Annotated in this window: 14 protein-coding genes; all 14 read right to left on the bottom strand. The window is 29.8% G+C overall.

The features are described from left to right. Window positions 1-336, bottom strand: a complete 336-nt coding sequence (gene rplV / locus MBVG596_RS01205) for a 50S ribosomal protein L22 (protein ID WP_004421681.1) — start codon at window positions 334-336, stop codon at window positions 1-3. After that, window positions 336-611, bottom strand: coding sequence for a 30S ribosomal protein S19 (gene rpsS / locus MBVG596_RS01200; protein WP_004421680.1), 276 nt, complete (start codon window positions 609-611; stop codon window positions 336-338). The genes rplV and rpsS overlap by 1 nt, the downstream gene beginning before the upstream one ends. Beyond that, complete coding sequence (rplB, locus tag MBVG596_RS01195; RefSeq protein WP_004421679.1) at window positions 611-1,456, bottom strand: 50S ribosomal protein L2; 846 nt, start codon at window positions 1,454-1,456, stop codon at window positions 611-613. The genes rpsS and rplB overlap by 1 nt, the downstream gene beginning before the upstream one ends. Before the next feature lie 70 nt (window positions 1,457-1,526). Further along, a complete protein-coding gene (gene rplW, locus MBVG596_RS01190) occupies window positions 1,527-1,955 on the bottom strand; it encodes a 50S ribosomal protein L23 (protein WP_096385897.1) in 429 nt (142 codons plus the stop codon). Continuing rightward, on the bottom strand, window positions 1,955-2,932 hold the full coding sequence (gene rplD, locus MBVG596_RS01185; RefSeq protein ID WP_096385892.1) for a 50S ribosomal protein L4: 978 nt from the start codon (window positions 2,930-2,932) through the stop codon (window positions 1,955-1,957). Before rplD ends, rplW begins: the two co-directional genes overlap by 1 nt. A gap of 2 nt (window positions 2,933-2,934) precedes the next feature. Then, complete coding sequence (rplC, locus tag MBVG596_RS01180; RefSeq protein WP_004421676.1) at window positions 2,935-3,738, bottom strand: 50S ribosomal protein L3; 804 nt, start codon at window positions 3,736-3,738, stop codon at window positions 2,935-2,937. Between the two features lie 52 nt (window positions 3,739-3,790). Beyond that, the gene (gene rpsJ / locus MBVG596_RS01175; protein WP_004421675.1) at window positions 3,791-4,117 is read right to left on the bottom strand and encodes a 30S ribosomal protein S10; all 327 of its coding nucleotides are present in this window, start codon (window positions 4,115-4,117) and stop codon (window positions 3,791-3,793) included. Window positions 4,118-4,501: 384 nt separating this feature from the next. Next, window positions 4,502-4,957, bottom strand: coding sequence for an L-threonylcarbamoyladenylate synthase (locus tag MBVG596_RS01170; protein WP_096385887.1), 456 nt, complete (start codon window positions 4,955-4,957; stop codon window positions 4,502-4,504). Further along, the gene (locus MBVG596_RS01165) at window positions 4,944-7,277 is read right to left on the bottom strand and encodes a UU173 family protein (protein WP_096385882.1); all 2,334 of its coding nucleotides are present in this window, start codon (window positions 7,275-7,277) and stop codon (window positions 4,944-4,946) included. The genes MBVG596_RS01170 and MBVG596_RS01165 overlap by 14 nt, the downstream gene beginning before the upstream one ends. Continuing rightward, window positions 7,246-8,091, bottom strand: a complete 846-nt coding sequence (locus MBVG596_RS01160) for an MAGa7180 family putative nuclease (RefSeq protein ID WP_096385877.1) — start codon at window positions 8,089-8,091, stop codon at window positions 7,246-7,248. The genes MBVG596_RS01165 and MBVG596_RS01160 overlap by 32 nt, the downstream gene beginning before the upstream one ends. 136 nt (window positions 8,092-8,227) lie before the next feature. Beyond that, window positions 8,228-9,367, bottom strand: coding sequence for a hypothetical protein (locus MBVG596_RS01155; RefSeq protein ID WP_096385872.1), 1,140 nt, complete (start codon window positions 9,365-9,367; stop codon window positions 8,228-8,230). A 217-nt stretch (window positions 9,368-9,584) separates the two neighbouring features. Then, window positions 9,585-11,165, bottom strand: coding sequence for a TrkH family potassium uptake protein (locus MBVG596_RS01150; protein WP_096385868.1), 1,581 nt, complete (start codon window positions 11,163-11,165; stop codon window positions 9,585-9,587). A gap of 412 nt (window positions 11,166-11,577) precedes the next feature. After that, the gene (locus MBVG596_RS01145; RefSeq protein ID WP_096385865.1) at window positions 11,578-12,321 is read right to left on the bottom strand and encodes a tyrosine-type recombinase/integrase; all 744 of its coding nucleotides are present in this window, start codon (window positions 12,319-12,321) and stop codon (window positions 11,578-11,580) included. 116 nt (window positions 12,322-12,437) lie between these two features. Further along, window positions 12,438-12,626, bottom strand: coding sequence for a hypothetical protein (locus MBVG596_RS01140; RefSeq protein WP_096385862.1), 189 nt, complete (start codon window positions 12,624-12,626; stop codon window positions 12,438-12,440). Between the last annotated feature and the right edge of the window lie 906 nt (window positions 12,627-13,532).

Genomic DNA, 13,532 nt, shown 5'->3' with positions numbered 1-13,532 from the left:
TTAATTTCTTTCTTCTAATACTACTGATAAATTAGATGTACGTTTGAAAATTGAGAATGCTCTACCTTGTGAGTGAGGTTGAAATCTTTTTAGTGTTGGTCCTTCATTAACTATAACTTCTTTAACAAATAATTTAGATGCATCCATTCCATGGTTATTGGTTGCGTTAGCAACTGCTGAATTGATTAGTTTAATAAATAAGTATGCTGATTTTTTGTTGGTGTTGTGTAAGATACCTAAAGCTTCTCTTACGTCTTTGCCTCTAAATAGAGCAGCAACTAAAGCAGCTTTACGAACGCTAACACGTTGAATTTTAATGTGTGCTTTTGCTTGCATTATTTTTTACCTTTATCAGCGCCATGACCTGTGTAGTTTCTTGTTGGTGAGAATTCACCTAATTTGTGACCTACCATGTCATCTGTTACATAAACATCAATAAAGCTTTTACCATTGTGAACTTGGAATGTTAAACCTACAAAGTTTGGGAAGATGGTTGAACGTCTTGATCAAGTTTTGATAGGTTTTTTAGCTGCGCCACCTTCAACGATTGCTAACACTTTTTTCATCAAGTGATCGTCGACAAATGGGCCTTTTTTAAGACTACGAGCCATTATTTAGCATCCTTTCTTCTTCTTAAAATCAATTTGTTTGAAGATTTTTTAGTTTTTCTAGTTTTAACACCAAGAGCTTTTTTACCTCATGGAGTAAGAGGTGATTTACGTCCAATAGGTTGTTTACCTTCACCACCACCATGTGGGTGATCTACAGGGTTCATTACAGAACCACGCACTGTAGGTCTAACACCCATGTGACGGTTTCTTCCGGCTTTACCTAAGTTTACTAGCAAGTGTTCTTCGTTACCAACTTCACCAATTGTTGCACGGCAACGCGCTAGTATACGACGAGTTTCACCTGATTTTAGACGAAGAACAACGTATTTTCCGTTGTCATCTTTACCAAGAATTTGAGCACTTGTACCAGCTGAACGAGCAATAATTCCTCCGCCGCCTGGTTGCATTTCAATGTTGTGGATTAATGTACCTTCTGGAATTGAAGCTAATGGTAATGTGTTACCTACTAAAATATCTACGTTTTCTCCAGAAATTACGCTTTGGCCTACTTTAAGACCTTTAGGTGTAAGAATGTATCTTTTTTCTCCATCAGCATATGCTAATAATGAAATATTAGCTGAACGGTTTGGGTCATATTCAATTGACTTAACTACTGCTGGAATATTATCCTTATTACGTTTGAAGTCGATTATTCTATAAAATCTCTTAACACGTCCACCATGGTGTCTTACTGTAATTTTACCTTGGTTGTTTCTACCAGCGTTATTTTTTAAAATTACTAGTAATGACTTCTCAGGAGCATGTCCTGATAGGTTTTGTGAGTAGTTAAGAGAAGACATATTACGACGACCATTTGTAGTTGGCTTATAATGTTTAATTGCCATGTCATTTCTCCTTGCTTAAAAATATTCGAGGAATTTTGTCTTTTAAGCAGCTACTATTTTCCTCTTTTGACTAAGCCTCTTTTTTAGCGGCTTTTTTTGTTGTTTTTTTAGCAGCAATTTTTTGTGCTAATTTTTCTTCTGCATCTGCGTCAGCTTGTTTTTGAGCTTTAGCTTTTGCTTGTTTAATTTCTTTTTTAGCTTCGTCTTGTGCTTCAGCTTCATTTGGATAAAATACAATTTTATCGTCTTGTGCTAAAGTAACAATAGCTTTTTTGTAACGGTTTGTAAAACCATTAAAACGACCTACTCTTTTAGCTTTTTTGTCAACTTTAATTGTGTTAACTGATACAACTTTAACTTGGAAAATAAATTCAACAGCTTGTTTAATTTGGAATTTATTTGCGTGGTAATCTACTTCAAAAGTGTATTTATTTTGTGCTTGTAAAAGATTTGTTTTTTCGGTAAGAATTGGCTTACGGATAACTTGAGTTAATTCCATTATTTAGCTCTCCCTTCGAAAATTTTTAATCCTTCTGTTGATAATACAAGTACGTCTGCTCAAATTAATGCTTCAACTGTTGTTGAACTTGGTTTAATAACAGCAACGTTTGGTACATTTGAAAGTGATCTGTAAACTGTGTCATTGTCAGAAACAACTAAAACATGTTTTACATTAGCAATATTTAAAGATTGTAATTTAGCAACAGCAGCTTTAGTTGAAATAGCGTCTAATTTAAAGTCATCTACAACAACTGCGTTGTCTTTAGCTAATAAGGTAAGTGCACTAAAGAATGCAGCTCTTTTAGCTTTTTTGTTAACTTTAATTGAGTAGTTTCTTTCGGTTCTAGGTCCAAATGCACGTCCACCACCTACTCAAATAGGAGATCTTGTTGAACCTGCACGAGCACGTCCAGTACCTTTTTGTCTTCAAGGTTTTTTACCACCACCTCTAACTTCTGCACGAGTTTTAACAGAGTGTGTACCTTGTCTTCTTGAAGCTCTTTCTGATAGAATTGTGTCAAAAATTGCTTGTTCATAAATTTTTTCTAATCCAAATACTTCAACTGGAAGTTTTGAAGAGTCGAATGCAAATTTTGCATTTGGATCGATTTTTTCAATTTTAGCTGTTTTAGCAGCAGGTTTTTTAGTTGTTTTTGCTTTTTCTTCAGCAACATCAACTAGTTTTTCATCATTTAAGAATTTAATTGAATCTTCGTCTTTAATATTTTTAGTAGTAAGTGTATCAATAATGTTTGCAATTTTTGTTGATGAAGTAGAACCTGAAAATTGGCCATCTCTGTGGAATCAAACTCTTGATTCACCTTCTAGTTTAGATGCTGCTTTTTGGAATGCTTCTAATCCTTCTTTGAATGTTTTGAAGTTTTTAGATGTTTTTTGACCTTCTTTTTTAAGGTTGAATGAGATATTTCTTTCTTTGTCAAATTTTTCTGATAAATAGAATTTATTAACAGCCATAATTAGTTATCTCCTTCTTTAGCAGCTTGTGCTTCAGCTTCAATAATTAGAGGTTCAAGTTCGCTTGAATGCATACCAACTTTAACTTCAACATTAACTTTTTTAGCTCTTTCAAGTAATTCATTCATCTTCATAACTTCTTCGACATCAACAAGCACAACTGGTTTGTGGTTTGGAAGTCCTTTAATTGCTTCTTTAATGATTACAAATGATTTTTTAGGTCCTGGAATTGAACCTTTTACTAAAAGTAAATTATTTACAGTATCAACTTTAACAACTTCTAGGTTTTGAACTGTAGTTTGAACTGCTCCTAAATGACCAGGCATTGTCATACCTTTGAAAACTTTGTTACCGGCAATATCACCAAGTGAACCAGTTTGTCTTACAGGTTGGCTACCACCACCACCACCGTGTGATTTAGGTCCGATGTGTTGGTTTCAACGTTTAATTGTACCAGCAAATCCTTTACCTTTTGAAATACCTGTAATGTCAACAAGTTGTCCAGATGTGAAAATATCTGCTTTAACTTGTTGTCCCAATTCATAGCCTTCCATGCCACGAATTTCTTTAATGTAGCGCTTAGGTGTTGTGTTAGCTTGTTTGAATTGACCAGCTAGTGGTTTAGAAACTTTGCTTTGTTTTAATTCTTCGATAGCTAATTGAGTTGCAACGTACCCGTTTTTAGCATCTGTTAGAACTTTTGTAACAACATTTGGTTTAACTTCAATAACAGTTACAGGAACTGATAGACCAGTTTCTGTAAAGATTTGTGTCATACCAACTTTACGTCCTAAGATTCCTTTCATAATTTCTCCTTCACGTTAATTTATAACGACCATTGCTTCATTGAAGTTGGATTTATTTTTGTGTAATTTCGCTAATTTGAACTCCTGCTGGTAATTCGAAACGACGAATCATGTCAAGAGTTTTAGTATCAGCATCAATTAGAGTAACGATTCTTTGGTGTACTCTAGCTTCGAATTGTTCACGAGAAGTTTTGTTAATGTGAACTGATCTAAGAATTGTAACTAGGTGTCTTCTTGTAGGCACAGCTACAGGTCCTGAGAACTTAACATTGTTTTTTTGTGCAATTTCAATAATTTTTTTTGCAGCAAAATCAATTTGTTCATGTTCGAAGGCTTTCAACTTGATATTAATTTTTTTCACGTTGTCTCCTTTGTTCATAAGCGAACATACTCCACATAAATTACTTACAAGGTCCTCAACAACTTATGGCCTAGTAACAACCTTATGCTTCACCGTATAGTTGCTTTAATATTCTATAATAAAATATTTTTTTGCCTAATAAAAAGTTTAAATTTTTTGCATGGTTTCTAAACACCAAAAGAAGTTGTAACAAAAAATGCATTTTTGCGCGATTTTATGGCTAAAATCGTATTTTTTAAAAAATAATCAAATTCAATGTTTTGATCAGTCTTCTTGCTCAATTCATTTATTTCTGTGCAAATAAAACAAAAAAATTTACTAAACACCAAGAAGAGTTGTTAGTAAATATAATATTAATAATTATCATTTATTTTATATTTAAGCCAGCTATTAAATGTAATTTTATCTAATTCAGGTTTTTGTATCTATATTATAAATTTTACTTGGTTGACCTGAACTGGGACCAAAATCATAAATATTTTTAATTTGTGGAAAAACATCTTGTGCTTGTTTGAGTTCAATTGGCGCTTGTCCTGAAATGTTGGCGCTTGTCATATAAACTGGGCCATTTTTTAGTAAATATTCTATTAATTTAGGTTGGTTGGGCATTCGAAAACCTTGATTATTGACTATCAAACTATAAGCGCCAGGTCAATATTTTTTTGCAAATTCTTCTGCTTCACTATTTCATTGACTAAATTGGCGCGCTTGTTCAAGTGAGCCAACTAATATTATTATTTTTTTGTTTTTGTTTCGTTTTTTGAGTGTGTAAATTTGCTCAAGGGTTTGCTCACAAATTGGGCCCGCTATTCCACAAACAGTATCTGTACTAGAAATAAACAAATTATTGTATTTCATTGTTAACCGCCATTAATTTTTTGTTGTCAAAATCCAATTTTAGAATTTGATTTTTTTCTATTTTGAATTCAAAATCGAGTATATTGGGAAAAACAGAAGCAATATAGTTTAAAATAAATTCATAAACAACTATCATTGCAACAACGTCATTGTGACAGTATTCTTTAAGACTTTCAAGTTTAGCATTTCATTGAGTTTCACCAATCATACCCGATGAACGACTAATGGCAATTTCTAGTGCCATTGAACCATTTTTAACATCTAAATTTGCATATTCTTTAATTGAAAAGCGATATTTGTACTTGTTTTTACTAATCATTTTTTCAAGTTTTTTAATACTTGTGAATCCTAAAAGTTCAACAATTCTAATTAATCTTATATCGTTTATGCCTTTATTTAATTGAGATTGGGCATTTTTGCATACATTAACATAATCTTCAAGAGTGCCTGTAAAATTCTGAAAATCAAGGTCAAATATTGGGTTGTGGTATTTTGAATATGGCACATATTTAGTGCCAAAAATTAAATTATTTGAACTGATTGGTTTTTCAGCTTTATTAAAAAATCAAAGAAGGTCAAAAGTATTGTTTATTATGTGCAAAACAATTGATTGAAATTCTAAAAAACTTTTAATGTTGCGTTTTTCCATTTCATAAATGAATGCTTTATTGGATTTTTTGTATTCATTTTCAACAAAATCACGAATTTCAAGGTTTCTTGAGTTTTCATAGTTTTTATTAAATACAACATATTTATCGGCTTTATTTTGATAAACCTCTAATATGATGTCAACTAAATCAATTAATTCAAGATTTTTCGGGTCTTTAACAATATCATTTTGATAGTTTACTGCCCCATTAATAGTTTTAATTACTGACACTTGACTAGGGACTTGCCTTCAAGATTTTAAATTATCAAATAATGGAATTAAATTTGTTACCCCTTCATAGTCGTACCATACAATGCTTTGGTCTTTAACTAAAAGCTCGCTAATTAATTCAATTGCTTCAGAACTGAAATAGTTTGGAAATGCATACAATGAATCTACATTACTTTTTACAATGTTTATATAGTTTTGGTCAAGGATTCCTTTTTGGGCTGCGTTGCAGCCATTATGGCCAGCTGAAAATAAATATTTATCGCCTAAATAGAGGTTTTTTATTGTGTTATTTAATATTTTGTTTTTTGCTCAAGATGTATCACTATTTAGCACGCTAAATGTTTTTACACCATTTTTAATTTCTGAATATACAGGCAAAGTAATTTGACGTGCTTCAATGATTTTCGCAATCTTTTGGTCAAAATCAAATAAAACACATTTTTCGTTTTTATTGTATTTTAACTTGCTTAGATCTCCATCCTTATTTTGGCGCGGGTTAGCTCAAACTAAATTATTTTTAACTGCATTGATTATAGTAGTAGGAATGCCCTCGCAAATACCTTTTTGCATGACCCAACCAGCATTAATTTGTTCAGAAAGTTTAATTTCATTTTCTTCTTTATATAAAGTAACACCTTTTCTGCCAACTGATTTTGTTGATTGTGAAGATTGGATTCCTTCTGTAAAAACAAATGAAATAGTGCCTTTTTTATAGCGATTTGGACTAGGGTCAAAAATAATAAATTTCACATTTTGAACTACTAAACCGCAATTAATGGCAGTGTTATAAACGAAATGCGCTGTTAAATAATCATTTATTTTAGTACTTGATGTTGGTTTATATAAAAATAGTGTTTTGGATGTTTTATCATAAGCAAAACAAGTGGCTTTAACATAAAAATTTTCCTTAGTCTTAACTTTATAGACAAAAACAGGATCAATAATCAATTCTTTATCGTCATTAAAGATGAAATCAATTATGTTTTGATTAGCATTATGAAGTGTTTCCGTTGTATAGATTCTCTTATTAAATTGAACTTTTTCAATTGGAATATCAATACTTTTAATCAAAAAGTCTACCGCTTGAGAGTAAGCTTTTTCAAACATTCCTTTGTTTTCAGATTTATAGTTTCATTCATTAGATAAAAAGGCTTCATTTTGGTTTTTGTAAATCTTGTCTAGTAACTCATCTTCTTCATCATCTTCAATATCACTAAAAGCGAAATTATGCATTGTAGTTGATGATTTAGCTTCATTTGTTTTTTCTAATTCATACAATTTAAACTCATTTGCGTCAATATTAGGGATGTTGTATAAGCCATCTGAATCCTTTGGAGCTCAGATAAAATAATCTTGTGCGATATAACTATCCCGATAATGATTAAAAGTAATTACAACATCTTTTTCTTTATCTAACTTTTGAAAATTCGATATCTTCATCTATTTCTCCTAAAGCTTTTCATTTAGTAAATAAATTAAATCATTCTTCTTCATTGTGACAAGCTAGATATTCAACAACCATTGCATCTCTTCTAGCATCATAAATTGGACTAATGCCAGTTCTTGAATAGTGATTGTAAAAATCAATTATTTTTTGCAAGTCATCCTTAGAACGATTTGGGTCAACTGAAAAGGCGAATGATTCAATATGACGCTCAAATATATTGATATTTTGGGGGTCAAAATAATCATTTTCTTCTAGAAAAGCAGCAACAATTACATACTTATCATAGCCTAATAAATAGGCGTATAATTCAGCTTGTTTTCGATAATCTAGTGGTAAATTCATCCCATTATCTTTGATTCATAAATCTCTTTTTTTAGATTGAACAGATTTCATTTCTAAAACAATTTTTTTGCTTGGTATCAAGCCATCAGGAACTCCCCCTACTATTGGATGCTTATTTTTAAAATAATCATAACCCACATCTTTCGCAACTATGTGTTGAATATCTTCAATTTTTGTTTGTTTTCTTAATGCATCAAAAATTTTAGGTTCAACTGCTTCTCCAGCTATTACATATTTTTGCTTGAAAACTGGCATTGCTAGCCTTGCCATATGTAAAAAAGCTAAAAATTTGCCCTTGAATGCATCAGTTTCAAAAATATTACCAATTGAAGAACCACCAAACTTTTTAAAACCATTAAAAGAACCAGTTTCATTTGATAAAAGCTGATTGTGATATTCCGGTCTCAATTTTACAGTTTGACTTCTAATATCTAAATCGTAGTGCACACCATTATATTTCCGCATATTCCGCCTCTATTATTATATTAATTAATTTATAATTAATATAATACTGTAAATTTAGAAAAAAATAAATTTTTTCATATTTTTTTCAATTAATAATAGTGAAAAAATTGTAATAAAAAAACTCGCCAAGGAGTTTTTAACGAATAAATCCGCCAATTATAAGAATTATCAACGAAATTGCTATTCCAGTAATAAATAATAATAAAGCTCAAACTAAAATGTAGTCAGATAGCGTGTTGTGATGTTTTTGTTTGATTTCATTTTTTTCAACCACAACATCTTTTTCTGTGATTTCATCAAATGTTTTTGAATCACTTAACATACATTTTGAACACGCGTACAATTTGTCTGATTTTTCTTCTAATTTATCAAAGTTGAATTTTGCATTTAAAACTTCTGTTGAATGTCTGCCTTTTCATAGTTTGTAATTTACAAAAACCTTATTTAAGGTGATATTCACATCAATAACTTCAAGTCTTAGTGCTTCATCAAGTTTTATATTATTTGCGCCAACTTCAATTGCAGTTGGTTTGTCCTTTAAGTCAACATATAATTTAGCGCTTGCTACTAATTGTAAGAATTCTTCATCTGTCACAGCATCGCACGCAGGGTAAATTTTATCAACACCTTCTTTTGCATGTAGATAATTGAATGTAGCTTTTGTAGTTTTTGAGATAAAACCATCTTTTTCAAAATGATAAAACACAAAAGCATGCACATCACCAGTAACTGCAATAGATTCAACAACAAGTTTTAACACTGAATCAGTTTTAACTCTTGTTTTAGAGATTAAAATTGGTTTTCTAGCATTCTTAACATCAACGTAAATAATTGAATTTTCAATTAATTTGTCAAATTCTTCTTGAGTTAGCATTGCTTCGTTTTTTGCATTAGATTCTTTAATTTTAGTTGTTTTAGTGGTATCTTTTTTAGATTTTTTAGCTTTTTTAGATTCTGATTTTTCAATTAATTCTTCTTTATTAATGTATTCTATTGCATCCTCATCCTTAACAGAATTTGATTTTAGTTGCTCAAGAATATTTTTAACCATTTCAACGCCAGCAGTTCCTCTAAAAGCTGCATCACGGTGGAATCAAACTTTAGTTTTTTGTTCTAATTTCATTGATTGATTGATAAATTCATTCAAAGCTTCAGCAAATGTTTTAAAGTTTAAGTGTTTTTTCTGACCCATTTTTTTAAGGTTGAATGATAAGTTTCTATTTTTATCAAAGAATTCTGATAAATAGAATCTAACTAGTGTTGATTTTTTTGACATATTACCCCCTAAATAATATTAATGTTTAAATCTTACTCTAAAATAACTTGTTAATTAAAAAATAATTAAAAAAACACAATTTTTTCAATAAAAAGTGTCTTTAAAATCACTTATTTCAATATTATTTCAATAAAAAGGAAAATATGTTTAATTCATAACAGAAAAGTTAATTGATTAAATATTAGCTTTTCGATTTTAAGCAAGTTTAATTAATAATTTAACCTATCATTACTTCTTCTTGAACATAGTCATAGTGATATTTGTATGTTTTTTTGCCACCTCAAACAAGAATAGTGCTGCTAATTCCAAATTGTCCTATGAACATTACTAAAACAAATGTGATTTTTGAAGCTATATTTAATTCTTCAGATACCCCTATTGTTAGACCACTAGTTCCAAAAGCAGATGATACTTCAAAGATTAAGTGAACAAACCCATAGTCAGTACTTGATTTTTGACCATTATAAACTGGTGCACTTGAATAAGCAATAAATGTTGCAACAAATATTAAAAGAAGTGAAATACTAAAAATTATTGAACTCATTTTAACTGTTTCATCACTAATTTTTCTCTTGAATGCGCGAACACTATGACGTCCCGCAACCCTTGAACATAAAGAAAGAAATAGAATTGCTAAAGTAGTAGTTCTAATACCACCACCTGTTGATACAGGCCCTGCGCCAATAAACATTAAAATTGTCATAACCAATATGCTTGCTGGCGAAAGTGTTTGCAAATTAATTGACGAATAACCCGCAGAACGAGTAGATAAAGTTAAAAATAATAATGACCAAGTTTTCTCAACTCAATTGCCATGGTCTTTTTGTGCTCAAAAATGAATTGCACTATTTCGTGCCGCTAATTCAAAAGAAAGCATTAGCACAAAACCAATAAAAGTAGTTATAAAATAAGTTAGTACACTTAATTTAGTAATAAGTTTAAACACATATTTACGGTGTGTTTTTTTTCTGTTTTTAAATTTATATTTAATGTAGTTTGTAAGATCATAAATTACCGGAAATCCTAATCCACCAATTACAAATAGAATTATGAAAATGACTTGCAGTTCAATATTGTGATAATATGACATAATTGAATTTTGACCAATTATGTCAAAACCGGCATTATTTAAGGCAGAAATAGTATGAAAAAATCCATATCTGAATGCTAAATTTCAATCTTTATAAGGCGAAATAAATCGATAGTCACCATTAGCGCTTGAATAAGTAGTTTCTAAACCATTAAGTTCCTTAAATTGCCCTAATCCTCTTGGTTGTGCATAATAAAAGTAAAAAGTTAGTATAAAACCAAAGATAAAAGTTATGAAAAATAAACAGTAAAGTGAACGAATTATAATTTTTTTAGCAGTCCCAAAGTCATCACCACCTCGTTCATGAGCGCCCATACTCATTTCATTAATTGAACTCTTTGCTTTTGGAAATAAAATCGATATAAAAAATATCTTAAGTGAAAAAATTCCAACGCCACCTATCATAATTAAAATCGCTATGACCGCTTGACCAAAAACATTTCAAGTATCATAAGTAGTTTTAGTGACTAATCCAGTATCACTAAATGAAGAAGCAGTAATAAATAAAGCATCAAAATAACCAACATTATTTTTGCCTGTTTGAGAAATTGGACTATATAAAATTAAGCTACAAATTATGATTATTGCAACATAACTTAGAAAAATTATTCTAATTCCTGAAATTTTGGTTATTTTATGAATAAATTTTAAAAATTTTTGCTTAATTTCACCATTTTTTCAATGACGTTTAAGTTTAGACTTGCTCATAGTTTTAATTTTATTACATTATTTTAAAATTATTTATAAACTAAAATATAAATAAGAATTTTTTTAAGTCTCTATCATTATTGTACCGCTAAATTAAACAACTTTAAAATAATTTTTTTTATTTTTAAATATTTTTTTATTATTGCTCTTTATTGTTAAGTGGTTAAATATAAATGGGAGAGATTATTCTCTCCCAAGTGTGTTACTTTAGATGACGTGAAATTCTTTAATCTATTCCTAAAACGCAAGTATAAATATTTGTTTAATTCTCAATAATGATAGCTGCTCGACTCCGGCTGATTAATTTTTCTAAATTTTTAAACGTATTTAATATTCGATCTATTTTTTTGATCGTTAATCCTTTCTTAAACGTATTCAAAATATCATGGGCACCCGAATTTTGGGGTGTTTTTTATTTCAGCATGAACTCTTTATATATTTGGTTATTCTCTGTTTCTGAAATATGAAAATAATTATAAGTTGTATTTATATCCTGGTGTCCCATTTGTTTTTGCACCATTTTAACATTTGCGCCCTTTAATAACATATAAGTTGCAAAACTTCTCCGCAATGTATGCGCGCTGCATTTATCACCAAAAATCTTTTTAATATAAAGATTAAGCGAAGTATTTTTTTGTTTGTTTACCTTATTGCCATAAAATTTAAGTTTTTGCCAAGTTTCAACATTGTAGAGAATTTGGCGTTTTTTATTACCTTTACCAAGCACAAAAATTTTGCCGTCCACTTCTTTTAAATTTTTAAGGTCGCTATATCTGCAACCAGTCTCAAAAATAAAACGGGTTAATATTTTATAATAATGAAGTGCTTTGCTATCTGTTGCTAATAATTCCGTTAATTCGTAAATTTGTTCCCTTGTTAAAACGTCCCGATAAATTGAGTCGGGTTTTTTAATTTTTAACATTTTAACTTGTAAGTATTTCTCCTTTTGTTTTGTAAATTTTAAATAAAGTAAGTAAACAACTTTAAGCAAGTGCTGATAACCCGAACTTTTTGAGTTGTTGCATATAATTTTTAAAATATTAAAATGACTATTATTTTCTACGTCAAAAATCTTTTTCAAAATATAAGCGTAGCTTGTAATTGTTTTAGTTGATAAATTGCGGAACTCGCACCAGTTTATAAAACGCTCAACCATAATCACTCCTAAAGGTTTATTTATTTATTTATTTATTTATTTATTTATTTATTTATTTATTTATTTATTGACCATCATATTGACCATCATATTGACCATCATTTAGAGGTAATAATTTATTTAATTAATTTATTATTTTGTGCCACTTGTGGGAAATTATCAACCACGTATTTTTCTAGTGCTCTTATTGTTATAAAACTTAGATTAATTCCCATTTGTTTTTTTAATTCGTCTAATGCACCTAGCAGTTCAGGGCATCCATAAATAGTTATAGTTTTATTGTGTGGTCTTTGTTTGTTGTTCATATTTGCCTCCTATGTTTTAATTAACAAATTAACCGACAAAACTTAAAATTATATTTTTGCGATTTTTGTTTGTCCCCTACCACCAATAGTACACAGTTAAAACAAAAAAAAAAAAAAATAAAAAAATATAAAGCGGGCGTTATTTTATGGTTTAAGGTTTTAAGGTTTTAAGGTTCTGGTTTCATTAGGTTAATAAGGTTATAAGGTTAAGGTTATAAGGTTAAGGTTATAAAGTTAAGGTTAAGGTTATATAGTTGTAGTTATTTATATTTAGCAGTTATATAAGGGGGGATATATAAAAAAGTGGGGGTTATTTAAAAACCCACCCGCCTACCTTTTCGTGCATTTTTTCCAAAATTGTGGAACTTTTCCGCAAATCCTAAAAAACTTTAAAAGCCAAATTTTTGCAAAATCAGGAGTGAAACTTTGAATATCTAGTGAAGATTAGGCCCTAAAAATGTAAGAAAAACCCCCCCTCTAGTGAAAATTGACCCCAAAAAATGTAAGAAAACACCCCCCTCTAGTGAAAATTAGCCCCCTTTTTGTGAAAGGCACTAGAAGAAATTCAAAAAATGAAAAACGCTCCTAACTTTCACTAGACCCCCCTTTTTTAACGCAAAAAATAAGGCTAATTTTCACTAGACCCCCCTTTTTTAACGCAAAAAATAAGGCTAATCTTCACTAGATATTGCGTCCCCAAAAATGAACAAATTACAAAAACGCAATTTTTGCCCTTTTTTATTGCTTAATTCTCTATTTTTCTATTTTTACTATTATATTTATTTACTAACTACTATTAAAAAAATAAAATATATAAAAAATAGGGGTAAATAGGGGGTAAAAATATATAAATAAAAAAAATTTAAAGTAGTTTGGCAAAATTTTAATTTTCTAACCCTGAAAAAT

The sequence above is a fragment of the Mycoplasmopsis bovigenitalium genome (assembly GCF_002356075.1).
Lineage (GTDB): Bacteria > Bacillota_I > Bacilli_A > Mycoplasmatales > Metamycoplasmataceae > Mycoplasmopsis > Mycoplasmopsis bovigenitalium_A.
The sequence above is the reverse complement of the archived record's forward strand: the minus strand, read 5'-3'. Positions and strand labels throughout refer to the sequence as shown.